The 25,546-nt window shown below is 47.9% G+C and carries 26 protein-coding genes; 19 read left to right on the forward strand and 7 right to left on the reverse strand.

Annotated features, from left to right (window positions below):
* Positions 1–149 precede the first annotated feature (149 nt).
* The 10 genes from PUT07_RS25755 to PUT07_RS25800 all read left to right on the forward strand — a co-directional run bounded on the left by PUT07_RS25755 (position 150) and on the right by PUT07_RS25800 (position 6,311).
* The gene (locus PUT07_RS25755) at positions 150–740 is read left to right on the forward strand and encodes a GNAT family N-acetyltransferase (RefSeq protein WP_274471609.1); all 591 of its coding nucleotides are present in this window, start codon (positions 150–152) and stop codon (positions 738–740) included.
* Positions 741–919: 179 nt separating this feature from the next.
* Positions 920–1,813 (forward strand): SDR family NAD(P)-dependent oxidoreductase, encoded by an 894-nt coding sequence (locus PUT07_RS25760; protein ID WP_274471610.1) that lies wholly within the window; start codon positions 920–922, stop codon positions 1,811–1,813.
* 37 nt (positions 1,814–1,850) lie between these two features.
* Positions 1,851–2,444 carry a TetR/AcrR family transcriptional regulator gene (locus tag PUT07_RS25765; protein ID WP_274471611.1) on the forward strand — a complete coding sequence of 198 codons (594 nt, stop codon included), beginning with the start codon at positions 1,851–1,853 and terminating at the stop codon, positions 2,442–2,444.
* Positions 2,445–2,471: 27 nt separating this feature from the next.
* A complete protein-coding gene (locus PUT07_RS25770) occupies positions 2,472–2,909 on the forward strand; it encodes a VOC family protein (protein ID WP_274471612.1) in 438 nt (145 codons plus the stop codon).
* A 115-nt stretch (positions 2,910–3,024) separates the two neighbouring features.
* Positions 3,025–3,486 carry a MarR family winged helix-turn-helix transcriptional regulator gene (locus PUT07_RS25775; RefSeq protein WP_274471613.1) on the forward strand — a complete coding sequence of 154 codons (462 nt, stop codon included), beginning with the start codon at positions 3,025–3,027 and terminating at the stop codon, positions 3,484–3,486.
* 1 nt (position 3,487) lies between these two features.
* Positions 3,488–3,838, forward strand: a complete 351-nt coding sequence (locus PUT07_RS25780; protein ID WP_274471614.1) for a luciferase domain-containing protein — start codon at positions 3,488–3,490, stop codon at positions 3,836–3,838.
* Positions 3,813–4,709, forward strand: coding sequence for a haloalkane dehalogenase (locus tag PUT07_RS25785; protein WP_274471615.1), 897 nt, complete (start codon positions 3,813–3,815; stop codon positions 4,707–4,709). The genes PUT07_RS25780 and PUT07_RS25785 overlap by 26 nt, the downstream gene beginning before the upstream one ends.
* An 18-nt stretch (positions 4,710–4,727) precedes the next feature.
* Positions 4,728–4,871: a hypothetical protein gene (locus PUT07_RS25790; RefSeq protein WP_274471616.1), complete on the forward strand. Its 144-nt coding sequence runs from the start codon at positions 4,728–4,730 to the stop codon at positions 4,869–4,871.
* Positions 4,872–4,954: 83 nt separating this feature from the next.
* Positions 4,955–5,281, forward strand: coding sequence for a YciI family protein (locus tag PUT07_RS25795; protein ID WP_274471617.1), 327 nt, complete (start codon positions 4,955–4,957; stop codon positions 5,279–5,281).
* 106 nt (positions 5,282–5,387) lie between these two features.
* Positions 5,388–6,311, forward strand: a complete 924-nt coding sequence (locus tag PUT07_RS25800; protein ID WP_274471618.1) for a phosphotransferase — start codon at positions 5,388–5,390, stop codon at positions 6,309–6,311.
* Between the two features lie 28 nt (positions 6,312–6,339).
* Here the strand turns inward: PUT07_RS25800 and PUT07_RS25805 are convergent, their stop codons facing one another.
* The 3 genes from PUT07_RS25805 to PUT07_RS25815 form a co-directional block, all read right to left on the reverse strand.
* Positions 6,340–7,230, reverse strand: coding sequence for a LysR family transcriptional regulator (locus PUT07_RS25805; protein WP_274471620.1), 891 nt, complete (start codon positions 7,228–7,230; stop codon positions 6,340–6,342).
* Positions 7,231–7,390: 160 nt separating this feature from the next.
* A complete protein-coding gene (locus PUT07_RS25810; RefSeq protein WP_274471621.1) occupies positions 7,391–8,158 on the reverse strand; it encodes a response regulator transcription factor in 768 nt (255 codons plus the stop codon).
* Positions 8,130–10,025 (reverse strand): sensor histidine kinase, encoded by a 1,896-nt coding sequence (locus tag PUT07_RS25815; protein ID WP_274471622.1) that lies wholly within the window; start codon positions 10,023–10,025, stop codon positions 8,130–8,132. The genes PUT07_RS25810 and PUT07_RS25815 overlap by 29 nt, the downstream gene beginning before the upstream one ends.
* Positions 10,026–10,240: 215 nt before the next feature.
* On the opposite strand from PUT07_RS25815, the gene PUT07_RS25820 reads away from it, so the two are divergent.
* The 5 genes from PUT07_RS25820 to PUT07_RS25840 all read left to right on the forward strand — a co-directional run bounded on the left by PUT07_RS25820 (position 10,241) and on the right by PUT07_RS25840 (position 16,363).
* Positions 10,241–11,587 carry an ABC transporter substrate-binding protein gene (locus PUT07_RS25820; RefSeq protein ID WP_274471624.1) on the forward strand — a complete coding sequence of 449 codons (1,347 nt, stop codon included), beginning with the start codon at positions 10,241–10,243 and terminating at the stop codon, positions 11,585–11,587.
* 37 nt (positions 11,588–11,624) lie between these two features.
* Positions 11,625–12,500, forward strand: a complete 876-nt coding sequence (locus tag PUT07_RS25825; protein ID WP_274471626.1) for a carbohydrate ABC transporter permease — start codon at positions 11,625–11,627, stop codon at positions 12,498–12,500.
* Complete coding sequence (locus PUT07_RS25830) at positions 12,497–13,318, forward strand: carbohydrate ABC transporter permease (RefSeq protein WP_274471628.1); 822 nt, start codon at positions 12,497–12,499, stop codon at positions 13,316–13,318. The genes PUT07_RS25825 and PUT07_RS25830 overlap by 4 nt, the downstream gene beginning before the upstream one ends.
* 54 nt (positions 13,319–13,372) lie before the next feature.
* Positions 13,373–14,449 carry a Gfo/Idh/MocA family protein gene (locus tag PUT07_RS25835; RefSeq protein WP_274471630.1) on the forward strand — a complete coding sequence of 359 codons (1,077 nt, stop codon included), beginning with the start codon at positions 13,373–13,375 and terminating at the stop codon, positions 14,447–14,449.
* Between the two features lie 138 nt (positions 14,450–14,587).
* The gene (locus tag PUT07_RS25840; protein ID WP_274471631.1) at positions 14,588–16,363 is read left to right on the forward strand and encodes a Rieske (2Fe-2S) protein; all 1,776 of its coding nucleotides are present in this window, start codon (positions 14,588–14,590) and stop codon (positions 16,361–16,363) included.
* Positions 16,364–16,428: 65 nt separating this feature from the next.
* Here PUT07_RS25840 and PUT07_RS25845 read toward each other — a convergent pair whose 3' ends face one another.
* Entirely contained in the window at positions 16,429–17,463 is a 1,035-nt protein-coding gene (locus tag PUT07_RS25845; RefSeq protein ID WP_274471633.1) for a DUF3231 family protein, read from the reverse strand.
* Between the two features lie 157 nt (positions 17,464–17,620).
* Between PUT07_RS25845 and PUT07_RS25850 the strand changes: the two genes are divergently transcribed.
* Positions 17,621–19,039: a PQQ-dependent sugar dehydrogenase gene (locus PUT07_RS25850; RefSeq protein WP_274471634.1), complete on the forward strand. Its 1,419-nt coding sequence runs from the start codon at positions 17,621–17,623 to the stop codon at positions 19,037–19,039.
* Positions 19,040–19,107: 68 nt separating this feature from the next.
* On the opposite strand, the gene PUT07_RS25855 is transcribed toward PUT07_RS25850, so the two are convergent.
* Genes PUT07_RS25855 through PUT07_RS25865 form a run of 3 tightly spaced genes read right to left on the reverse strand, consistent with a single transcriptional unit; the run spans position 19,108 to position 22,850 of the window.
* Entirely contained in the window at positions 19,108–20,226 is a 1,119-nt protein-coding gene (locus tag PUT07_RS25855; protein ID WP_274471635.1) for a mandelate racemase/muconate lactonizing enzyme family protein, read from the reverse strand.
* A 44-nt stretch (positions 20,227–20,270) separates the two neighbouring features.
* Entirely contained in the window at positions 20,271–21,128 is an 858-nt protein-coding gene (locus PUT07_RS25860; RefSeq protein ID WP_274471678.1) for an SDR family oxidoreductase, read from the reverse strand.
* Between the two features lie 57 nt (positions 21,129–21,185).
* Positions 21,186–22,850 carry a thiamine pyrophosphate-binding protein gene (locus PUT07_RS25865; RefSeq protein WP_274471636.1) on the reverse strand — a complete coding sequence of 555 codons (1,665 nt, stop codon included), beginning with the start codon at positions 22,848–22,850 and terminating at the stop codon, positions 21,186–21,188.
* Between the two features lie 117 nt (positions 22,851–22,967).
* Here PUT07_RS25865 and PUT07_RS25870 point away from each other — a divergent pair, with 117 nt between their 5' ends.
* The 3 genes from PUT07_RS25870 to PUT07_RS25880 are packed head-to-tail and all read left to right on the forward strand — an operon-like array spanning position 22,968 to position 25,538.
* Entirely contained in the window at positions 22,968–23,366 is a 399-nt protein-coding gene (locus PUT07_RS25870; protein ID WP_274471637.1) for a hypothetical protein, read from the forward strand.
* Between the two features lie 4 nt (positions 23,367–23,370).
* The gene (locus PUT07_RS25875) at positions 23,371–23,967 is read left to right on the forward strand and encodes a gluconate 2-dehydrogenase subunit 3 family protein (protein WP_274471638.1); all 597 of its coding nucleotides are present in this window, start codon (positions 23,371–23,373) and stop codon (positions 23,965–23,967) included.
* Positions 23,964–25,538: a GMC family oxidoreductase gene (locus tag PUT07_RS25880; protein WP_274471639.1), complete on the forward strand. Its 1,575-nt coding sequence runs from the start codon at positions 23,964–23,966 to the stop codon at positions 25,536–25,538. Before PUT07_RS25875 ends, PUT07_RS25880 begins: the two co-directional genes overlap by 4 nt.
* Positions 25,539–25,546: the final 8 nt, after the last annotated feature.

Consider the following 25,546-nt stretch of genomic DNA (forward strand, 5'->3'; position numbering starts at 1 on the left):
TGGATGCAGGTTTGAATGGCGAGTATCTTCGTGGTGAGATCAACATTCAATCATGGGAAATTTCCATATGAAGCATGGGCAGTCCGGCCATTTGAGTTAATTTCAATAAATAGGATTATTTTAAAATTAAACGAATAAGAGGTACTGATATGGCGGCAATTGATCCAATTATTTATTCGATACCGGAGAGCTTCGAAAGTAAAAGATTGCTTATACGTGCTCCCTTATGGAATGATGGCGTTAAGGTCAATGAGGCGGTAAAAGAAAGTATTGAGGAATTGCGTCCCTGGATGCCGTGGGCAAATAACATTCCCACAGTCGAAGAGTCCGAAATTAATTGCCGTAAATCGCGTCTACAATTCTTGGATCGCTCTGATTTAAGGTTACTCCTTATACGTAAGGGAACCGATGAGGTTGTTGGAAGCAGCGGTCTACACAGGATAGATTGGCAATCACGTAAATTTGAAATTGGATACTGGGTACGTACTTCCTATGCGAAGCAAGGATACATTACAGAAGCAGTAGAAGCTATCACGAACTTCGCCATAAATGAGTTACAAGCGAATCGTATCGAAATCAGATGTGATGAAAGGAATAAAAGGAGTGCTAGAGTTGCCGAACGCTTGGGATTTACGCTAGAGGGGGTACTTCGAAACGATAAGTATGATGTAGATGGCTCTTTGCGTAATACGATGATATTTTCCAAAGTTCGAGGCGTGGAATTTCCATTTAAGATATAACGATACTGGACAAAAGGCAACCGACTAATGAACGGTTGCCTTTTCGGTAGCACCGCGCGCAAGGCTTGCGCGGATTCGGTGACAAGCGTTCAAAATGGTTGTTGACATTTTCCATTTTCAGGTATAAGCTTGAGTCAACAAATGAATGAATGGTTCATTCACTTATGAGGGAGTGTTGAATGATGGAAGCAAAAGAAGGAACTTGGTCGGTAAAAGGCAAATACGTCATCATTACCGGCGCAACTAGCGGAATCGGTTTGGCAGCAGCCAAGGAGCTTGTGAAGCGCGGGGCCATAGTGGGAATCATAGCCCGCAGCCAGTCGAAGGCGGAAGCGACGGCAGCGGCATTGAAGGCGGCGGCAGGGAAAGAAGCCAAGGTGGATATTTTTCTGGCCGACCTGACCTCACAACAGTCGATTCGCGATGCGGCGAAGGATATTCAGAATAGATGGCCGAGGCTGGACGTTTTGATCAATAATGCAGGCGCGATGTTCGTTAAGTATCTAACTACCGAAGACGGTATTGAGATGACGTGGGCGGTTAACCATTTGGCTCCGTTCCTGCTGACGAAGCTGCTCTTGAATAAGTTGAAGGAGAGCGGACATGGGCGCATTATCACGACCGCCTCCCATGGGCACAAGATGGCACGGACCGGTATCGGATTCGATGACCAGAGCGGCCGGAAAAATTTTCGTTTCCCACACTTACTGATGGGCGGTCCCAACTTCCGTTATGGCGAAACGAAGCTTGCCAATATTATGTTCACCGCCGAGCTGGGAAGGCGTCTGAAGGGAACCGGCATTACTGCAGCTTGCTTCGACCCCGGGCTCGTGTCGACGAATTTCAACCAAGACAACGGAACGTTGGCACGGATGACGATGTCCGTCATGAAGCGGTTCTCGCGCACACCGGAGAAAGGGGCCGAAACGCTGGTATGGCTCGCAGATTCCGACGAAATGTCCTTATCGAGCGGGCACTATTACAAGGATATGCAGCGCACCGTTCCTTCCAATCAGGCACAGGATCCGGCAGCTGCGAAACAGTTATGGGAGATGAGCGAAAATCAACTATAAAGTTGGCAATGAGCCGAACGGAAAGGAAGAAATGTGAATGAAGCAAGATCAAGATCAGAAACCAGCAATGTTACCCGATGACCGAAGGGAACGCATTAAGAAAGCGGCTTTGAAAGTATTCGCCAAATGGGGGCTGCAGGCAGCGAAGATAAGTATGATCGCGGAAGAAGCCGGTGTCAGCCAGGGACTGTCTTATCGGTATTTCAGCTCGAAGGAAGAGCTCTTCACAATGCTCGTGCAAGAAGCTCTCGACCAAGCGGAGACATCCTTAGCGGACATCTCGCGGCTCCCTGGCTCGCCAAAGGAACGATTAAGAGCTTTCACGTTGACGATGCTGGATGAAAGCCACAAGAGTTACTTCTTGCTTCTGCGATACGCGCAAATCGAGGAAGGTGTACCGGAGCAGACGAAGCAAATCTTGGCGAGCTCTTCACCCGACCGGACGATCGGGAAGCTGGTTCCGTTGTTCCAACAAGGCCAACAGGCCGGCGAATTCACCGAAGGTGAGCCGGAGAAGCTGTTGTTCTTCTACTTCTCGGTCATAACGGGTCTTATGTTACAGGATACCCCCGGCATCGATGGCGGTTGGCGGAACGAAGTCGATCGATTAATGAAACTGATTCTGAAATGAAACAGCGATATAGGAGGTAGTAGATTTTTGAAGATCCATAGAATAGATCACTTGGGAGTAGTCGTAAATGATCTCTCAGCCGCAAAGGAGTTTTTCGTCGATTTAGGCCTTAAGGTGCAAGGGGAATGGGAAATGGAAGGAGAGTTGTTGAATCAGGTAGTTGGGCTGAATGATGTCAAAACAGCCTGTGTAGGATTGGGGACACCAGACGGTCAGGTATGGATAGAATTAATCAAATTTTATAAGCCGTCCGATGATCAAGACATTCAACAACCTCTGGCCAATACCCTGGGAATCCGACATATTGCATTTACTGTCGAAGATATTGAAGGCATTGTTGCAAAATTGAGAAAGAAAGGTATGGAGATCTTTAGTGAGATACAAACCTATGAAGGAACTATTAAGTTATGCTATTGTCGTGGGCCAGAGGGAATTATTTTAGAGTTGGCGGAACGAGTTAGATAAATTGCTGGGCGGCAGTGCGAGCTGGGTAAATATTACAAAAATTAGTTGCAATAGCATCCTATTTGGTGTATTCTGAAATTAGTTGCAATAACATCCTATTGAAGGAGGCGACCAATTGAGCGATCATTGCAGTCAAAATGACAAAAGCGCAGCGGAATCCCACGGTCCGTACATCTCGGCTATTTACCGGCATATGCAAATATTGATTTCAGCCGAGTTGGCACCCTATCGTATCGGAAGCGGACAGTATATTTTTCTTATGGCGATAGCATTCCAACAACCAATCACTCAGAAGGCGTTAAGCGAGAAACTGCTTATTGACAAAACGACTACCGCCAAAGCCATAACCAAGCTGGAAGCGGAAGGTTACGTGAGGAGGGAAGCCGATCCTGAAGACAACCGTTATCATCTGCTTTATTTGACGGACTCGGGACTTGAGGTGGTACCTAAGGTACAGGAAGCATTGGCTCGTGTGAAGAATAAAACCCGGAAAGGTATTGCCGATGAGGAGTATGAATTATTCATCAAGTTGCTGAAAATGGTGCTTCACAATCTGACCGAACAAGGGGAATCGTAATATGAGCATGATTGGGGGAGCAGGCCTGTCGGAAGAACTGTTAAGCTGGGCTGGTGTAACCAAGCATCCGCATCGGTTCGGAGGGGTGGAGTTTCAACTAAACGGTACGGAAATCGGGCATTTGCACGGCAATCATTTGTTTGACCTCCTTGTGCCGATTGCTGAACGCAAGCGGTGGGTCGAAGCTGGGAAGGCAAGTGTGCATCACATGTACCCGGATTCAGGCTGGTTATCCGTTTATTTGAATACCGAGCAAGATGTTGCTTATGCCATCGAAATCGCCCGTTCTAAATATGATCAAATGAAATCGAAGGGTGTGATGAAAAATGATGAACGAGACCTTCCCTTATGAGAAAAAACGAAACCAAGTATTCGGATTAGAAATGGCATATGTGGAAGAAGGAAGCGGAGATCCAATCGTATTCCTGCACGGCAATCCAGCATCCTCCTATCTATGGCGCAACATTATTCCATATGCCCAGAAGTTCGGGCGCTGCATAGTGCCTGATCTCATCGGAATGGGGGATTCGGCAAAGCTTCCGGATAGCGGGCCTCAAGCCTATACCTTCGCCCAACACAGACGCTATCTTGACGAGCTGCTCGCTCAGCTCGGTGTTCGCGAGCGTGTCACTTTCGTCGTTCACGACTGGGGATCGGCCCTAGGCTTCGACTGGAGTAAACGCCATCCCGGCGCCGTCAAAGGCATCGCGTACATGGAGGCGATCATCAAACCGCGCAGTTGGAGTGAAATGCCGGAGAATGGACGCAGCATATTCCAATCGCTCCGGTCGCCGGAAGGAGAGCGAATGGTGTCAGAGCAAAATTCGTTCATCGAGTTCAACTTGCCGGTCAACATATTACGTAAGCTAACGGATATAGAGCTGGCGCATTACCGTCGGCCATTTCTGGAGCAAGGCGAAAGCCGCCGTCCGATGCTAAGTTGGGCACGCCAACTTCCCTTCGATGGAGATCCGGCTGATGTAACCGAAATCGTCACGGAGTATGGTGAGTGGATGGCGCAAAGCGCTGTTCCCAAGCTATTTATTCAATGCACTCCCGGCCTATTGCCCCAAGCCCACATCGATTTCTGCCGTACATGGCCCGTGCAAACCGAAGTTACTGTACCGGGACGCCACTATCCCCAAGAAGACGCACCAGATGAAGTTGGCGAAGCGCTTGCTGCTTGGCTTCATGATTTGGATACTAATTCGATAGAAATATGAATGTGAAGGAAGGCTAGTATGAGAACAGAGAATCAAGTCAAAGCTAAATTAATCCAATTACGAGAACTTCAGAAAGTAAATGATACGGAGGCTATTCGAATTCAAATCGAAATGCTGGAATGGGTTTTGAATCAGCCAACAGAAAGCTATCACTGCAAATAAGATTCTGATTGTTCGTGATCGGATTATGGATGGTATTTATGGCATCATTGGACATACAATCAAAGAATATGGAGTGATACGCTATGGCAGAGAACATCGCTAACAATTCGGAAAAGATGCACTTCATGTTATGGTCCACACCGCCGAGACCCACTTTTCATGTCGACATGACCGAGGAAGAACGGAAGATCATGATGGATCACATCGCCTATTGGACGGATAAGCAGAATCAGGGGATTGCCCTAGTGTTCGGGCCTGTTCTTAATCCCGCATCACCGCATGGGCTTGCTATCATTGAAGTTGAGAATGAAGCTCAAGTTCCCCATATCATAGATGAAGACCCTGCGGTTGTGGCAGGAATCATGTCAACGGAATTTTACCCCATGAAAGCGGTCCTGCCTAGTGAATAAGCGGATAACGAACGTTGAGGTCAAGGAGTAGGCCATCCCGCAAGGATGGCTTTTTCATTTTTTGCGATAGAAGCACGGAGGATTGCCAAGATGGGAGGGAGAAATAGTGGCGTATTTATTTCGTAAGGAAATCATTGATTGGACATCCTGGGCTGCTGTTCTCCAGTCTATTGAAGACTTTCGACCATTAATCAGTGCCATTTTCGAGAAGGAAAGACTAGAGGGCATTGACCGGATCTCGCTGCTAGCAGCAGGAACGAATGCGGTTTTTAGGGTGGGGGAATATGTAATCAAAATATTAGCACCCTGCGAATCTGGCGTAAACCAGGACGCCGATTATGATGTGGAGCTGCAATCCATGCGTCGAGCCTATGAACTAGGCATTCGTACACCGCGAATCGTTGCCGCTTCCAGTTGGCAAGACAAGTATTTATTTGCTTATATAGTCATGGATTTCATTGATGGTGAGCTAGCCGGACACGCATTCAACAAGTACGATGACGCCCAAAAGATGCAGTTTATTCAAGAGCTTAAGCATACGATGTCATTGTTCAACACCATACCTGATAAAGAGATGGATACCCGGATGATTCGTACTCGGGCATTGATGAATTCTAGATGGGAGCCATTTCCCGAGTGTGTGAAGAGGCAGGTTGAAACGATTATTGGCGAACTTGACTTGTCCGATTGCGTGTATGTGCATGGGGATCTGAACGCAAATAATTTGATTCAAGATGAGAATCACCGACTCTATCTCATAGATTTCGCAGAATGCATAGTTGCTCCTGTCTGGTATGAATATCCGCCGATTTTGTTCGATCTCTTCGATCACGATCGGCAAGCGATCAAGGCGTTTATGGCTGATTCTCATCCCCGTGACTTTCAGGATAAAGTGTTTGGCGCACTGTTACTGCATGACTTCGGCGCAGACTTCATTAGGGATATCTACATAAGACACACAGGGAAGATGGTCCAGGAGATGAAGAATATTGACGAAATCAGGAGTATACTTAGTGGACGGTTGAACTAGACCAAGGAGCCTCTGCAGGAGGCTCCTTTTAGGCCAGCTTCAGCTCAACGATAGACTTCGATAACAAATCTATAAATAACCGCGTAGCCTGGCTAATATATTTATCTTTATGGTAGATGATGCCAATTTCTCTGCTGAGCGTTGGATTTACAATCTGAATTGCGGTTAACTGCGCGTCGTTGTACATATTTACATACGTTTTGGATAGCGCGGTCACTGCAGCACCAGTCTTTACAAGGCTAATAATCGTTTCTATCGCTGTAGTTTCAATTATTGGCTCTATAGTTAACCCGCAGCTGTTGCTGGTAAAATCAATGACTTGACGGCACTTATGCGATTGAGGGAACAAAACGACGGGATATTGGTTGATATCCTCAAAGTTAATACGTTCTTGGTCAGCTAGTGGATGCTGGCTGGAAACCACTAAATACATATCTTCTTTGTATAACGGTATTTTGCGTATCCGCTCGTCTTCAATAGGGAAGATTGTGATTGCAAGATCGATTTCATTCTGCATAACGCGTTCCACAATATCGTCTAGGTTAATAACTTTAATCTGTATTTCAGGATAAATATAGTGAAAGTCAAGCAACACAGAGGAGACTAATTGCGTTAGCTCGCCAGGGAGTGCGCCGATGGATAAAGTGCCGCGGGCAACCTTCTGAAGCTCCATGATCTGCACTTTCACATTCTCCAGGGAAGAAAAAATCACTTTGCACTCCGCTAGTAAAATTTTTCCCGCTTCCGTGATGGCAATCTTTTTACCGATTCGGTCGAATAGGGGAACCCCTAATTCATCCTCCAACGTTTTGATTTGATGGCTTAGCGTAGGCTGGCTCATGCCAAGCTTCTCGGAAGCTCTAGTAAAATGCATTTCTTTACAGATGGCTGCAAAGTATTCCAGTTGGCGAAATTCCATGTGATGTGGCCTCACTTTATAACTTACATCGATTATTAGGCATTAAAATGACCAGTTCATTAATGATAATAATAGAATATCAAATATGAATGCATTTCATCAATTAATGAATGGCCATCATGAAGTTAAAAGGTGTGATTTTTCCATCAAAATCCATGATTTATTTCTGATACTCCTTTGGTGTAAAACCGGTTATCTGCTTGAAAATTCTGCTAAAGTAGAATTGATCGGGGTAGCCGACGCTTTCGCCAACTTCTTTGATCGTTAGATTGGGATGATGCGTAAGCAAATATTTGGCCTCGTTGATTCTCAACATCATGAGATAGCGGGAGGGAGGCTCTGACGTATACTTAATGAATATTTTGCTCAAATACGAAGCGGTGAAGTTGAAATGCCGGGCGATATGCTCGAGGCTGAGCTCCTTAGTGAAATTTTCCTTCATAAAATCGCGAACAAGCTGAACGGTATCCTCTGGATTCGGAGCGGGATGCGGGCTCAGTCCTCTCAAGCGCTCCTCAAACTGCGCACGCTCGCTCTCTATAAGGGTAATCATCCGTGAGATGACTCGTTGCAGTTCATCCGTGGAAACGGGTTTAAGCAAATAATCGTTGACATTATACTGCATAGCCCGCTTAGCATACTCGAAATCCGCATAGCCGCTGGTGATGATCTTACGGATACGGGGGAAATACATATGCAGAATATGGATAAGCTCCAGTCCGTCCATGACGGGCATGCGAATATCAGTAACGAGGAGATCCGGCTGCTCCTGGCGCACTAGCTCTAACGCATCCTTGCCATCCTGCGCTGCACCTACGACTTTGACCGCATGGTTACCGCTTTCGATTCGCTTCACAAGATTGTTGCGGATCAAATCTTCATCCTCAACGACAATGACCTTAACCAACCGATTTGCTTCCATGACCATGATGATCGTTGATGCCTCCTTGATCTAAAGTTCCGCCTATGAGGACGGTCGCACCTTGTCCCGGTCCATTCCCGATCCGGAAAATCGTTTCGTTGCCATACATCAGTTTCAGACGGATATAAATGTTCAGCAGCCCCATCCCGTTCAGCTTGAGCAGTGGAAGGACGTTCGTCTCATTGATTTCGCGTATTTTGTTATGCAGATGAGATAAGCTTTCCTCACTAAACCCGCCGCCATTATCCGAAACCTCAATTCGCCAGCTCCTTGCATCCATGGTGCCGGTTACACGGATAAACCAAGGAGGATTCTGTTTGGTTGCGAATTTGAGCGAGTTTTCCACAAGCGGTTGAATGATTAGCTTCGGGATGTACAGATCAAGGATGCGCTCATCTAAACGGAACTCGTAATGCAGCTTACGGCTAAAGCGGATTTGATTGATTTCCAAATATTTGCGGGTATGAAGCACTTCCTCCTTAAGCGCAACAAGCGAGCCGTCCGTAGAGAAATAACGGAGGAAATCGGACATATTTTCGGTCATCGCAACGATTTCTTCGTTCATATTCTCCTGCGCCATGACTTGAATCGTAGTAAGCGTATTATATAGAAAATGCGGATTCATTTGCGTCTGCAAAGCGACGAGCTTCGCTTGAAGTTCTTGATGCTGCGACATCAGCAAATCCTCCATGGACTGTTTGAGCCGCATGCTCATCTTCACGAACGACCCATGCAGTTGGTCGAGCTCATTCAATCCGCTGTTTAGCTCGAAGGCTGCAGCACGAACGGTGCCTAGATCTTCCAGACGCATTGATTTAATGGAACGGTGAATGTTCAGAATAGGACGTGTGATTCGTTTGGCGGCGAGGAAGGAAAGGACAATGGCCAACAACAGAATGACGAGTGCAATAAGTACGGTCCGCTTCGCAAAGGTAAAAAGCGGTGATAACAATTTGCTTTCGGATACGATCATGACCGTATTGAAGCCAGTAAAATCGGAGTGATGCAGTGACAGCAGCGCTTTCTCGCCCGTATCCGGGTTGAGGAACGATTGCCCTGTGCCTGGATCGACCTTGCCTTTGAAACTCATATAAGGTTCATACCGGTCTTTGTCTGCATTGGTCGGGAAGATGATATCACCTGCATGGTTGTAGACCAGTACTTTGGCTTGATACGGGTTCCGTTCCGTGAAATCGATAGCGCTTTTAAAGACTCGGTTAAAGTACTGCTTAACCTCGATAATACCCATCGGAGCGTTGTACGTGTCATAGAAGAGGCGGAATAGAGAAACGGAGTACTGCTCCTGGCTCGACGAGATGAAGCGCGACATTTCCTCATCGGGAACGGGGAGCGCAATGTATTTGCCATCCGCATTGTTCATTACAGGCTCAAACCATGATTTCTCGCTTGGAACATATGTTCGCTCGCCGTTATCGAAGCCATTCCCATAGACTTTGCTTTTGAAATCGTACAAATACAACTGTTCGACCGGTCGGGAAGGACCGATTGCCGCCGTTAGAATGTCCGTTAATTCTTTGGCGTTTTGCACGGAATTATCAAAAGGGGAAACGTTTGCGGTTGACGTTTGTTTGATGTCCTCATTCTTCGTAAGGGACAGATAGCGTTGGAAATGGTTTTTCACAAGGTTGGAGTACATGACGTTCAAGGATACATCGTTTAATTTACGGAATTCCGAATCGATACTATCCTGCATGGACTGTCCCATGCTTTCCAATGAGTCTGTCGCGTTCTTGCGTATCAAGTCGGAGGCCCACAGATAGAACCATGCGACCAGAACGGTGAACACGATAACGATTAACAACGAGTAGGTGGAGAAGAGAATCGTTTGAATGTTGCGGTATTTAGTCCACATGAACGGCCTCCAAACACGAGCTGCGTCGGTAATGGTTTCATTTTCAACCCGTCGAGACGTTTTGTCAAAGTTTTTCTGTAAGCGCAACCAAGTAAAATAAATGCATAAAAGGAGTCGGATTTCTCCATGTTCCACAGGCAACGGGCTATCTATAATGAAGGCATGACTGAAATGTAAGCGGATTTATGAGGGCATAAACCAAGGGGAGTGGTGTTATGAGAAAACCTTTATGGATGTTGGCAGTTTCCGTTATTACCGTGGCACTGGTCGGGGGATGCAGCAGCAGCTCAGTACCAACAACAGGGAGCAGCGCTTCAACTCCGGCAGCAACAGGATCGGCAGAGTCCTCTAAAAAAGACGTAACGCTAACGTACATCGCAAGCCAAGGTTGGATTAAGGATACGGAGATGCAGCTGGCCAAAAAGTTCGAGAGTGAAACCGGTATTCGTATCGATTATCAAATCATTCCGGCCGACCAGTATTTCAATGTGCTCAAAACAAAGCTCAATGCCAAAGAAGGTCCCGATCTGTTCGGCGGACAAAGCGGCAAAAGCGAAATTAGCTTGAATTACAATGTGGAAAAGAATGCTGTCGATCTAAGCGACCAGGAATGGGTGAAGCGGGAAGATAAGCTATCGTTGGAGCAGCTTTCTCTGAACGGCAAAGTGTATGCGCTTACGATTTGGGATACCGGCAACAGCTTCGTCGTCGTTTACAATAAGAAAATTTTTGAAAAGCTAGGACTCCACATTCCGAAGACATACGAGGAATTTAAGCAAGCCTCCTTAAAGATCAAGCAGGCCGGTATAACACCTCTGTATGAGCCGATCGCCGACGGGTGGCATCACGTGCTCTGGTTCGCTGAACCGGGCCCGCGCTACGATGAAGTTACGCCGAATCTTTATAACGATTTGAATGCGAACAAGAAGAAATTTGTCGATGATCCAACGATGAAAGCTTCGTTGACGCAGCTGAAGGAAATGTACGACCTCGGATTCTTCGGCGACAATGCGTTCTCCGATACAGGTGCCGATACGGCGAACAAACTGGCTAGCGGCAAATATGCGATGGCCTTGTCAACCCAAAGTACGCCGAATGATGTCGCCAAGGTCAACCCTGAATGGAAAGCTGAAGACTTCGGATTCTTCCCGATTCCGCTGGCGGACAATCAGTTTTACTACATCAACCCGGGAGGTCCCAGCAAGTTCGTCTATTCGGGGTCCAAACATATCGAAGAAGCGAAGCAGTATTTGGCCTTTCTTGCCAAACCGGAAAATTTGCAATATATGGTGGACAACGACAAGACCGTTTCCAACCTTAACTTCTCAGGTCTGAAAGATAAGTACACCGAGGAGCAGAAAAAGCTGTTCGCTGCTTATCCGAAAAGAGGGACGGATATTCAGGATTATGTCAATTATGTGAATCCGCAATGGATGGATATGGGGAAAGATATCGTCGCCATGTTCAGCCAATCAATGGAGCCGGCCGATGTGTTGAAGAGCATCGACAAACGAAGATCCGATATGGCGGGAGTAGCCAAAGATCCGGCTTGGGCGAAATAAAGAGACAGATTCTAAACGGAGTGGGGAGCATACCGAAATGAACAATAAGATTTATCCTTCTTATTTCAGTTGGGCTACACTCGGATTATACTTGGTTTTCTTTATTGTTCCAGGCTTGATGGGCTTCTATTATTCATTCACGAATTGGAATATGTACTCCGATGAGATTCAATGGATCGGCTTCGACAATTTCAAATCGCTTTTTTCTGCCGATGAGAAATATATGAAGTTCATTGCCAATACGATCAATTTTACGATATCGACGGTGGTCCTGAAGACGTTACTTGGGCTTGCGTTCGCGGTTGCGCTGAATGAAGGCATTCGAATGAAAGGATTCCACCGCGTCATGATTTTCATGCCGTCTATCGTGCCGATGCTGGTTGTCGGTCTTATTTTCAAATCGGTGCTCAATCCTGCGACCGGTCTGCTGAATGAGTCGTTGCGGGCCGTTGGATTGGATATCCTGACGCAGAAATGGCTCGTCGACGTGAATTGGGCGTTCAAGTCGATTATCGCGGTCGACACTTGGAAAGGTGTCGGCTATATCATGATTATTCTTCTTGCCGGCTTGCAATCCATCTCCAAATCCTACTATGAAGCTGCCCAAATTGATGGTGCTAACAGTTGGCAAAAGTTCAAGTACGTGACGGTCCCATTGCTAATGCCTGCGCTTGTCGTCACGACGGTGCTCAATCTGCTGCATGGGCTCAAGGTATTTGAAGTTGTGTATGTGTTGACCAACGGAGGTCCCGGGTATGCGACGGATGTGCTGTATACGACGATTTTCAAGGAATTTTCCCAAGGCCGTTATGGTGTGGGGACAGCACTGTCAACCGTTCTGTTCTTGTTCATGACAATCGTCGGTTATTTCGTGATCCGGTTGATGGCCAAAGAGGAGGAACATAGTGCATGAAAATGAACCTTGCCGTTTCACTGCTACGCAACTCATTCGCCTGGATACTCAGCCTGATCATGTTCGTTCCGCTACTCCTGATCATCATCAATTCACTGAAGACGCAATTGGAGGCGAACTCCATGAGCATGGCGCTGCCTGGAAGTCTGCAGTGGAGCAATTACGCCATCGTGATCGAACAAGGCAAGCTCATTCAATCGTTCTTTAACAGTCTGCTTTACGCCTCCGTATCCACCGTGCTCGGGATTGCGCTTGCTGCTATAGCCGCTTATGTATTTTCCAGGAACCGTACGCGTCTCCATAGAATCCTGTATTTGTTTGTCATCATGGGTATTGCCATGCCGGTCAACTTCGTCACGCTGACGAAAGTCATGCAAATGACACATCTTATTAATACACAGCTTGGCATCATCGTTTTGCTGGCTGTGGGCTCAATCCCGTTCAGTGTTTTTCTGATCTACGGCTTCGTTGCCTCGGTTCCCCGAGAATTGGATGAGGCGGGCATTGTGGATGGATGTCCGCCTTTCCGGCTATTTTACGCCATTGTGCTGCCGCTCTTGGCACCTGTCGTTGTGACAGTGGCCATTCTGAATTTCATGGGGGCATGGAACGACTTCGTGCTTCCGTTATATTACTTGAACTCCTCGACTAAGTGGCCGATGACGCTGGCCGTATATAACTTCTACGGGCGGTTCCAGGTGAATTGGAATTTAGTGTCAGCGGATATTGTGCTGACTACCCTTCCGGTCATCATCATTTACTTGCTAGGCCAGAAATACATCATTTCCGGGATGACCTCCGGATCGGTGAAGGGATAGCGGAGCGGCGCGAGTCCTCTTCACTGCATTTTTCACAAAAGGAGCTGTGTACGCATGAATTCTTACAAATACAAGCTAGGTGTCATCGGTCTTGGCGAAGGCCGCAGCATTCTCTCGGCCTCGCTGCAAAGCGACCGTTGGGAGCTGGTTAACGTTTGCGATATGAACGAAGAGATGTGTAAGCTGCGCAGCAAGGAGTTCGGCCTTACACGGTATACCCTTCGCTATGAGGACTTGCTGAATGATCCCGACATTGAGGTCATTGCCATCTATACACCGGACCAGCTGCATGGACGGCACATCACATTGGCTTTGGAAGCCGGCAAACATGTCATTGTAACCAAGCCGCTGCTTCATTCACTAGAAGAAGCAAACGAGCTGCTTCAAGTGTGGAAAGCTTCGGGAAAGCACGTATTTGTCGGGCAAAGCTCCCGGTTTTTCGAGCCGATGCTTCATCAGCGTAATGACTTCATGGCCGGCCGCCACGGGGAAGTGGATACGGTCGAGGCCTCGTACATTTCAGACTCTCGCTGGTTCTTGCAGAAAGATTGGAGCAGGCAGCGAGGGTTCAGTTGGTTGTATAACTTTATGATCCATGCTGTAGATCTGGCCAAATGGTACTTGCCGGACATCGAAGAAGTATTCGGATACGGTCATTCGAGCAGCACGAACGAAGCGTATGGATTGACTGCACCTGATACGATGAGATTTGTCATGAGAGATGGGGAGGGGCGAATTGCCCAAGTCGCCGGCTCCTACACCAAGCCGTCGCTGCAGCATGTTGATCCAGGCATCAGCTGTACACTCCGGGGAACGAAGGGAACCAGCCGAGCCTTGTACTCCAAGCTGTTATATCACACTCACTTTCCGCCGGAGCAGCCGGTTACCCACTCGTTCGAAGAGAAATCCCCCTATTATTTCCGGTTTGAGGGAGATAGCCACCACGCCGGCGAATATCAAAACTATATCGAATATTTCGCAGAATGCTTGGATCGCGGGGAAACCCCTAAACCGGATTTGAAAGAAGGTATCCATACGTTAGCCTTGCTGACTGCGATGGAGAAAAGTATGGAGATCGGTCAGCCTGTGAACGTGCATGACATTTTGAAGTCATTTTCTTTGAATTTATAAGACGTGCAAATGCTTTTTGCTAAAGCTTTGGCCGGGATACTAAGGTATAATAATTATGGAACGAAAAGCAGAGCGTTCTGGCGGAATACATCGGTTACGGTGTGGAGTGCAGCTCGATAAATAAAGGAGGCTGTATCGATGAATGTCAGTTTGAACTGGATTTCAGCAGGCGGTTTGGAAGCGCTTAAACAAGCGGGCAAAAAAGTGATACGAGGAGGTATCGCTGTATTTTACCATGAAGAACAAGTCTACGCGGTGGACAACCGCTGCCCGCACTTAGGCTTCCCGCTCCATATGGGGAGCTTATGCGACGGCATGTTGACGTGCCATTGGCATCATGCCCGGTTCGATGTCTGCAGCGGCGGTACGCTGGATCCATGGGCGGATGATGTGCCTTCGTACGAAGTGCGGATCGACAGCGGCGAAGTATGGGTAAATCCGGTTTCCCGAAGAGTGGAGGGCGTGGATAAATATAAGCATAGACTGAAGGAAGGACTCGAGCAAAATATCGGCATTGTCATCGCGAAAGCGGTCGTCGGACTGATCGAAGCGGGGGTGCCGGAGCAGGACATCGCCCGCGTCGGCATCGAATTCGGCACAACCTACGGTACCGGCTGGAACGCGGGACTTACGATACTTACAGCGATGGCGCAGATCGTCGACAAGCTGGACAAGAACGGCAAGATCCTCGCTTTGTACCAAGGTCTTGTCCATGTCGCAAGGGGAAGCTCGGGTCGAGGAACCCGCCACCTGCTGTCCGCACTTCCGTCAGCGGACGTGCCGTTCGAACGGTTGACGGAATGGTATCGCAACTGTATAGAGGTGAGGGATACTCAGGGAGCGGAGAAAGTGCTGATCACCGCGATTTCGAAGGGCATTGATGCGAAGCGGCTGTCGGATATGATGCTTATCGCTGCAACAGATCACTTTTACTTAGACGGCGGTCATGTGTTCGATTTCCACAGCAAAGCTTTCGAAGCGCTGGAGTGGGCGGACTCATCGCAAAAGGAGCGGGTGTTAACCTCGCTCGTACCGATGATGGCGCGTCCGACAAGGAGCGAGGAGCTGCACCAATGGCAAGCGCCCCTCAATCTTGTAGAACCGATCAAGCAAGCGGTTCAGGAGCTTGAAAGGCATACAGCGCAGACCATGTCCGTTGGAGAGGCAGCGGATTCGCGGCAGCAGTCAGCCCGGTCTGCCGATACGGAAGAGCAGCTGCTGCAGCTGCTGCTGAGTGATTCGCCGGAGCAGACGATCGCTTTGCTGCGAGACCTGCTCATCTCGGGAACGGCTCCCGCGCAATTGGCGCAGATCGTAGCATTGGCCGCCGCGGAACGGATCGTTCGGTTCCATACGCAGAACGATTTCGGCGATTGGATTGCCGTCCTTCATACGTTCACTTATGCTCACGCCGTACACGAAAGGCTTCTGCAATCGGATGAGCCGCTGCTGCAGCGGGCGATTTTTCATGGAGCGGTCAGCGTATATCTGGACCGTTTCTTGAACGTGCCGGCAGCTGCGCGGCCCAAGCCGTCCGGCTCCGCAGCGCCTGCCAATCATCAGGAGCTGCTCGATTTGCTGGATCTGCGCCAGCAGGTCGGACCGGCTGCGCAGTGGGTCGTGAACTACCTGCATGGCGGCGGTGAGCCCGGAGCTCTGATGAATACGCTTGGTCATGCGCTGCTGCGGGAGGATGCGGAATTCCATTCTTTCCAAATGTATGAGGCCGCTGTAGCCGAATACGACCGCTGGCAAGCGGTGACAGGCTCTTTTGCGGAGAAGGCCAAAGAAACGATGCTGCTTGCCTGCACCCGATATTTGGCCGCACATGCGCCAACTGCACGCGAGCTCCCGCATACGGCCAAAATTGCCTGGAGGCTGCACAAAGGCGAACGGTTGTTTGAGGAGGAATAACACCGCAGAAATGCGTTCTTTTAGGGATGGGGCATCAAGCTCCATCTCTAGTTTTGATTTTTCTGCTATTCAGTTGATAATACGTCTCTATTCACTGCTAGGGGGATTTGTTCCATCCAACCGTACTCAATCATAATTTTGGCTGCATCATTAACGAATGATGTGAGCTGCACTAATGACTTTCCATAGAGGGTTCCTAAGTCATGCCTGCCATTTACAGCCGCTGAATTGCCAATCGCTCTAATTTTCATTGAAAACATGTCAATCTTATGAAACAACATTAACTTGTCTGAAAATGGAGAGAAGGTTGACGATGTAACCAGATGGTCAAGAAAGGACGGTGAAGGCAAATTTTCACGATGTAATTTTTCCATATATTGTTCGACTTGCTTATGCGTCATTTCCTTACCTTCCGTAAACAATTTACGAATCTTTTCGGATTTGACGACTTGGCCAAATGACATGATTAAAGCTTTGCTTGTAACATTGTTTTCAATATTATCATGCAAATGGGCAATTTCTAAGGCGTGCAAAGATCGTACATGGCCTAAAAAACCATTTAAAAAATCTTGATGAACATATTGCACATGATCTGGTACCGGGATAATCGGCGGTTTAATGATTAGTCCTTTGCTCATCAATACTTCGTTGATTTGTACAATCAGAGCCATGGTGGCATCCATGCAATAAATAAAAAACTCTCTGACATCCTTCCTAAAAACAAGCGGAATAGCTACGTTGTAAATGCTCATACCTGCTTTAGCTGCATATTTCAAATAATGAACATAGTAGACATCTTCATACAAACGAGGAGCACCGAGGTTAACGTCCTCATCGGAAAACCCATTAGGAATCGGAAAATTCTCTTTCCTGAGTATATGTTCGGTAGTGTTCATGAACTCTAAGCTTAATTTTAGTGCATGCTCCAATAACTTTTTGATATCCTCATCCTCAACGTGATGAAGGTAATAACTCAATATACATTTGGACATGCTGTTTCCCACATACGTTGCCCAAAGCTTGCCCATTTCTGCTGACGTTAGTTTTTCATAGGTAGTTGACGCAGTTGATTTGATTTTGATGGGTTTAATCGTTTCCATATAAACTCCCACTAATTTATTTTTGCTTAGTATTTCCTCTCCTGTTAATCATATTCCGTAGGTTCACCCTGGGTAGCAGATTCCCGAGCCCTCACTAGGTACTAATAGAACTATACGAGTCATATTCTTTTAAAAACAAGAAGAAGGTGCGTATAGGTTGTTAAAAAAAGTTGGGGTTAATCTACTGCCGATTGTAAGTAACATAAATTTACCGACAGTTCTGAAGACTGCTATACTTCCGGGTGAGTCCGTAGAAAGATTATTCATTTCAACCCAAGTAGGAGAGATCTTCTACATAGGAAACGGAGTCGTAAGAACGTTTTTGGATATTCGCCATCGACTCCTTCAACTTGGTGCTTCTCGCGGCGGATACGATGAACGAGGCTTACTAGGGCTAGCGTTTCATCCCGATTTTTATTATAACGGTCTATTTTATCTTCACTATTCAGTAGCAGGAACGCAAGGTCCAGGTGCTCTGACGAATCCTTTCAAACCTGACCCGTGTGATCCGGCAACCTTGAACCTGCAATGGATTCATAGAGAAACTCAGTATGATCACATCGATACAGTTGAAGAATGGATCATGCAGCCGGCAGGGCAACCTCAGAAACGACGGACATTGCTGAACATCAGAAGACCATTTTTGAATCATAATGGCGTCAACAGCTTAAACTTTTCACCTGAATCAGGCAAACTTGTATTAACAACCGGAGATGGCGGATCGGGCTTTGATCCATTCAATCTAAGCCAAGATGATATGGAAATCGCCGGTAAAATTATTGAAATCGACGTCGCAATGCCAACATTCATCGATTCTCCGCCCGTCGTCACACGGTTTAATGAACTCCCGGCGTCGATTCAGGGAATGTTGACCGTGATGGCCAAAGGGATTCGCAACATACCAGGGATTTCTTTCCACAGGGTATATAATCAGTATATGAAATATGTAGGAAATGTCGGACAAGATCTGGTCGAGTCGATATTCGCATTCATTCACTACCAGCCAATCCCGGTTACTCAGCTTGTGCAAGCTTCACTTATGCATCGTGAGCTTGACGAGGAAGGAGTTATTAATTTGGGCTGGCGAGGGTGGGAAGGCGGCTTCCCGACGTCGATGATGAGAAGCTGCCCCAACCATCCAACTCTGGATGAGAAAACAATTGCGTATTATAAGGAGGCTGTTCTAACTTCGACGAGGCGTCTTTCGCCAATAACTAGTTACTTTCATAAAGATCCGCGGCCCGATAAATTTGGAGGAACTGCACTTACGGGAGTCCAACCCTATCAAGGGTATGCAATCCCGGATTTAACGGGAAGCGTCGTGTTTACCGATTTGGCACGGAATGAAGAGAATCGGCCTCCGGCTAGAGGTGTCTTAGCCTATACCAAGGTAAGAAATGACTGCAAACCAAGTGAGTATAGTGTTATTGAAACCAGCTATAATTTTGGCACTCAACCCGTTTATTATGTCAGTTTGGGGACGAATTTGGATCAGACCAGACTTTATCTAGGGGTTTATCATTCTATGAAAGTGGCTGAATATAGCCAAGGTGCTGTTTTTGAAATTATTCCATAATCCGAATTCGGTACCTAACAGGCACCGGATTCAAAAAACAAGGAGTACAGGCTCCTTGTTTTTTTGAATTATCCATAACGATTCCCGTCCCATTGATAGAATGCAAGCAGCTCAAGGTCAATTTCGAGCCCAATTCCACTGCCACTGGGTAGCGTGATTTCACTATTCGTAGGATAGAGGGGCAATAATTTGGTAAAAGGGTTCTCCATGGCATCCCATTCTACGGGTTCGATGGCGTCATGCTCCATTTTACTCCAAGGTTCCACACAGGCTTGAGCCATAAGCGCATATAACCTTGACAGGGCACCATCATAGGAATGCGGTGTTACGCGAACGCCAAAGCTTCTGGCAAGACTTAACGTATCCCTGTATCCGTCAATGCCCTTCTCATGCATAGGATCCGGCGTGATGAAATCAAGAGCATGCTGGCAGCAAATAGGCAGATAGTCTGCTGTTGTTCCGATATTTTCTCCTCCGGCAAGGGGCGTGGACAAGCGCTGTCTTAACGCTGCGTATTCTGTGACGCGCTTAACCTCCAGTGGCTCTTCGAGCCACAGCAAATTATCCCATGAAGCAAGCAATGACTGCCAACGTAGAACGGCAATGGCATCATAGCTTTGATTGGCATCCAATGCCAGTTCAATCTTGCCTTGCAGCACCTCTTGAACCTTAAGGATATGCTGCTGATCTTCCGATATGGATTTCCCGCCTATCTTTACTTTAATCTTGTTAAATCCTTCGTTGATTGCTTGCTCAATACCGCTCAGAGAGACCTTTTGCCAATGGCTTTCATCCGAATAGCTTTGAAACGAAGCATATACGGGCACTTTCTCCCGAAACTTGCCTCCCCAGAGGTCACACACGGATAAATGGTTGGTCTTGGCCAGTATCTCGGTTAATGCCATGCTGACTGCGGCAGATGAACGGGAGTGCCATTTCTTCAATGTCGACACGATGGTATTCCGATCTGCAGCACATTTGCCAATCAAATAGGGGATGATTCGTTCTTGAAAGCCTTTATGTACGGTAGGCAACCAATCGATACATTCTCCCCAACCTTCGACACCTGAGTTTGTCGTGATACGAATCAGATAACAGGTGCGATAGGTTTTCATTCCATTGGCATCCCCATACGGCTTGGGAAGGCGGTAAAAGAGTGGAAAGGTATCAATTTTACGAATTAGCAATAGTACGACCTCCAGAGATTAAATCAATGGGGAGCGTCTCCCCATTATCCATTCGAAATCACGCCTCCGGTAATATGAACAAATTGGCCGGATACATAAGAGGAATCATCCGAAGCCAGATAAACGTAGGCAGGGGCGATCTCATAGGGCTGGCCTGCACGTTTCATCGGCGTTTGTGCGCCCCAGTTTGCAACCTGATCCGGCGGGAAAGAGGCCGGAATTAGCGGTGTCCATATCGTTCCAGGGACGACGCCGTTAACGCGTATACCACTCGCGATAAGAGACTTGGATAAGGAACGTGTGAAGGCGACAATGGCTCCTTTGGTCGCCGAATAATCGATTAATTGCTCGTTCCCTTCATAGGCCGTTAAGGATGCCGCATTGATGATCGTGCTGCCCGGCTTCATATGAGGTAATACGGCTTTGGATAAATAAAAAATGGAGTAAAAATTGGTCCGGAACGTTCTCTCCATTTGCTCGGAAGTGATATGTTCCAAGCTGATCTGGACATGCTGCTCCGCAGCGTTGTTAACGAGTATATCCAGCCTGCCGAATTTCGCTATCGTTTCGGTCACGATTTGCTTGCAAAACGCCTCGTTACCGATATCTCCAGCCATGGTCACACATTGGCGGTCATATTGTTCCACATATTGCTTCGTTTCCTCCGCATCTGAATGCTCGTTCAGATAGACGATCACGATATCGGCGCCTTCCTTGGCATAAGCACAGGCAATGGCCCGCCCTTGTCCGCTATCCCCTCCGGTAATAATGGCCACTTTATCCTTCAGCTTGCCGCTGCCTGTGTAGTCAGGATTATCAAATACGGGGCGCGGGTTCATCCGTGATTCAATACCGGGCTGCTGCTCCTGGTGCTGTGCTTGGTATGGAGGCAGTGGTTTCATCGGTGAAAGTAAACCACTCGAATTATGCGTTGTGTTCGATGTCATAGGTTGCTCTCCTCATGATGGTTGTTTGGGGAATTCCGGGAACGGAATCCGGCCGATCTTAACATCAAGCAATACGGGTTTACTGCTTGACCGCGATTGCAGAAAGGCTTCATTGAACTCATCAGAGTTCCTAATTGTGTAGCCATCCCAACCGCAAGCTTCCGCCACCCTAGCAAAGTCAGGATTGGTCAATTCGGTTCCTTCAGGCTGCAAACCTTTCAAGAACATTTTATCCCGCTCCATTTGCAGAGTACCGTTATTATAAACAACAACGGTTATTGCCAGCTGATATTGTGCAGCGGTAATCAAGTCAGCCATAACCATGCCTAGACCGCCGTCTCCTGTGATGCAGATGACTTGTTTATCCGGGGAGCATAGTTTGGCGGACATGGCTGCAGGCAGACCGAAGCCCATGGTACGCCATCTGCTCGAGAGCAGAACCCTTTGATGTCCAGGCCGGAAATTCCTTAGAAACCAGAGTGTTGCATCGCCCTCATCCAAAGCTACAATCGCATCATCGTCCAGATGCTGCTCCATCAGGTGAATGACGTTTGCAGGGTGAAGCGGAGAGGAGGATTGATTGCGTTCCTTGTCGGTTTGCTCGGACCATCGCTGTTTGCCTGCCCGAACCTGGTCAAGCCAAGCTTGATTGGGCAGATGTCCTTGTAAACCTGCTATCAGCTGCGGCATGATCTTCGCGGGATCTCCGATACACCCGATATCAACGGGAACGGCGATACCGATGTCATCTTGATGCTTGGCGATTTGGATCACTTGCGCAGTGTGAGGAACATCACCATCCGGCCACCAAGAGGATTCGATCACAAGTATAACATCCGCCTTTTGAAACAAATGGGTGAGGGAGGGGTTCCCGCCTTCGCCTAGCCAGCCTAACAACCATGGGTTGTTGTCCGGGATGGCGCCTGTGGCCCCATAGCTTAAGGCGATACCGCAGCCCCATATTTCCGCAAAAGTCTGAATCGATGTTTGAGCGGCCTGGGCCGCATCGCCTACCAGAATCATAGGCTGCTTCGCAGTGCTTATGAGAGACAGGATCTGCTGTACAGTCTCCGTACCGGGTAAAAGGGTAGGATTAGACGGACGTTCAAACGGCTGCGCAGTAGTAGCCATCGCGAATAGATCCGCAGGAATGGATAAGTGTGATACCGTTCGATGCAAGCAAGATGTGAGTACGGCTTGTTTCAAGGCGTCGATGACCGCGTCCGGATGAACGATGAGTTGACTATAGGGAGCTAGGGCATCTGCCAATACCTGCTGATTGATATATTGCTTATAGAATGTCCCGATTTTGCGAAGCGGTGCTTGTCCGCTAATGGCTAGCACAGGGGCTTTATCCAAGTAGGCGTCGCCTAAGCCATTGAGAAGATTGGCCAGCCCTGGACCCATCTGTGAGATACAGACACCCAGCCGTCCTGTTAGCTTGGCCTCGGCAGAAGCCATTAAGGAGGCGACGGATTCGTGTCTAACCGCGATGAACGAAATCGTTTTATGCTTAGCTATAGCATCCATGAGTCCGAAAATGGCATCGCCCACGACGCCATAAATCCGTTCAACGCCTAAGATACTGAGCTGCTCAAGGATCAACTCAGCAACCGTGTAAGGCTGCTGCGTCGGAGTCACCCTTTTTGATGAATGGTTATCTGCAGTCGTTAACATCGATATTTTTGAACTCCTTGTCTCATTTCCACCTAGTATGTGCGTATATGCAGAATATATTTGGTAACTCGAGGAAATAATTTGAAACGACAATACTGCGAAGAAAGAGGGGTTACGATGAATTGGTCAGCATGGTCACTCGACAGAGTGTTAATCTTGTTTGTCAGTTTGGCTTTTCTCGTGATTGGTATTCAAGTTACGATGTTTCATTATCGGCAAAATTTCACCCATAAAGCGATGTGGGTACCCGTCATTTCTTCACCGATTTTCCTGATAACGGGTCTGGTGTTAGCCTGGTATAACGCTGCTTGGCTGCACAACTTGTTTATGGTTCTCATGTGGTTCGGTACGGTAGCCGGTTTGATTGGATTCTATTTCCACTTCAGAGGGGTAGGCATTCGAGTTGGCGGATGGGCTTTACGCAACTTTCTCATCGGACCGCCGGTCACACTGCCGTTAATGTTCTCGGCGCTCAGTGTTCTCGGCTTGATCGCGATGTACTGGAAAGTTTGGTGATCTCATGACCCAAATTGGCCACTATCCTTCTTTCGATGTCATGGACGAACAGGATGCGTGGGACGATCATACGCAATCTATCGTAACCTCGCGGCTGAATTCGGAGATCACCTTTCATTTTCTAACCGAACCGGAAACGAAGTTACTCCGACGAATCTGTTCGATCCTGGTCAATGATCAGAGAGCCGACGTATTGGATTATATTTTGGTTCATATTGATCAGACCCTTCATCAATCGCCGGGAGAAAGTCAGAGAAAAGTCGGCGTACCCCATGCCTCCGAGTTAGTCAGGTCAGGTCTTGGCGCCATTGAGCAAGGGGCACGCCTGACATACGATGCTGCTTATACCGAACTGGATACCCAAGAGCAAATACAATATTTACAATCGATAAGCGCGTCTATGGCCGAACCTCAACATATTTGGAGCCCTATACCGCAGAAAGAACTATTCAAGAAGCTGATGAATTTGACAATAGAATCCTATTGCTCGCATCCGAATGTATGGTCGGAGATCGGTTATGCAGGCCCGGCTTATCCGCGAGGATATGTACGAACGGAGATAGGTCAATTGGATCCTTGGGAGGCGAAACCACAACGATGATAGAACGCAGATACGAAGGTGAAGAAGTAGATGTGGTAATCGTAGGGGCCGGGGCGGCGGGCGGCGTGCTGGCCAAAGAATTAAGCGAAGCCGGCATGCGTGTTGTCGTCTTAGACGCGGGACCCTTCCGGGATCCGCAGAAAGATTTCGCCAGCGATGAGCTCTCTATGAAGAATCTGGGTTGGCAGGACACCCGAATTGTAGATGGGAATGACCCCTTGCAGATGGGACACAATAACTCGGGGCGCGGGATCGGCGGCGGCACCGTCCACTTTACAGCTGTCTTCTTGCGGTTTCACCAATCGGACTTCAAGGTCAAATCCATGGATGGCGTTGGGGACGATTGGCCGATCGATTATACGGACTTGGAACCGTATTACACCAGAATTGAAAAAGAAATTGCCGTATCCGGTCCGAAGCACTTTCCTTGGGGGGAGTATCACGGACCCTACCCTTACCCGGAAAGGGAGCCGCTTAGCCCGAACGCTTATATGTTCATGAAAGGCTGTGAGAAGCTCGGCATTCGTTCGTCGGTTCCGCCGCTTGCGATCCTCTCCGCACCGTTCGAAGGCCGCCCTCCGTGCATTAATCGAGGGTTTTGCAATCAAGGATGTATGCCGGACGCCAAATTCAGCACGTTGATCGTTCATATTCCCAAAGCGATCAAAGCCGGAGCAGAAGTGCTGGCCGATTGTATGGTCACGCAAGTACTGATGGGGAAGGATGGCAAAGCCAAAGGAGTCACCTTCGTTCACGATGGGAAAACGTATGAACAAAGAGCAAAGCTGGTTATACTATCGGCTTTTGTCGTCGAGACGCCTCGCCTGCTTCTCCATTCTGCGAATGCCCAATTTGCAGATGGATTAGCCAACAGCAGCGGCATGGTAGGGAAATCCATTATGGTGCACAGCAGTCAGGACGTCTATGCCAAATTCGATCAAGAAATCAGGCTATACAAAGGGACTCCCGTTTTGGCAACCACCCAAGACTTTTACCGCACCGACCCTCATAACAATTTCGTCCGTGGTTATACCCTGCATGCGCACGGAGCAAGACCCGTTGCTTTCGCCAGCGGAATTGCTAAGGCCAAGGGAGGGCCGATTTGGGGGGAAAGATTCAGGGAGACATTGCTCGATTACAATTACTATGGTCGAGTTACTCTGGTTGGCGAAGTTCTGCCAAATGCAGCGAACCGGGTGACTTTAGCGGACGAAAAAGATGAGTACGGATTGCCAAGAGCCAAAGTGACATTTAGTTACGGCGATAATGATACCAAACTCATTGATCATGCGGTCAGTAACATGAGCGCAATTCTTGAGGCCGCCGGCGGCACAGTGGAATTCGTCATTCCAGATACCGCTCATATGATGGGAGGGTGTCGGATGGGGAACGATCCACAGTCATCTGTTGTGAATTCATATGGACAAACGCATGATATTCCTAATCTTTTCGTCTGCGATGCGAGTATTTTCGTCACCTCGGGCGCCGGCAACCCAACGAATACGGTCATGTCATTGGCGCTAAGGACGGCCGATTATATCAAAGAGAAAGCGAAGAAACTCGAATGGTAAGGGCCGGT

The sequence above is a fragment of the Paenibacillus sp. MAHUQ-63 genome (genome assembly GCF_028765165.1).
In the GTDB taxonomy this organism is placed as follows: Bacteria; Bacillota; Bacilli; order Paenibacillales; family NBRC-103111; genus Paenibacillus_E.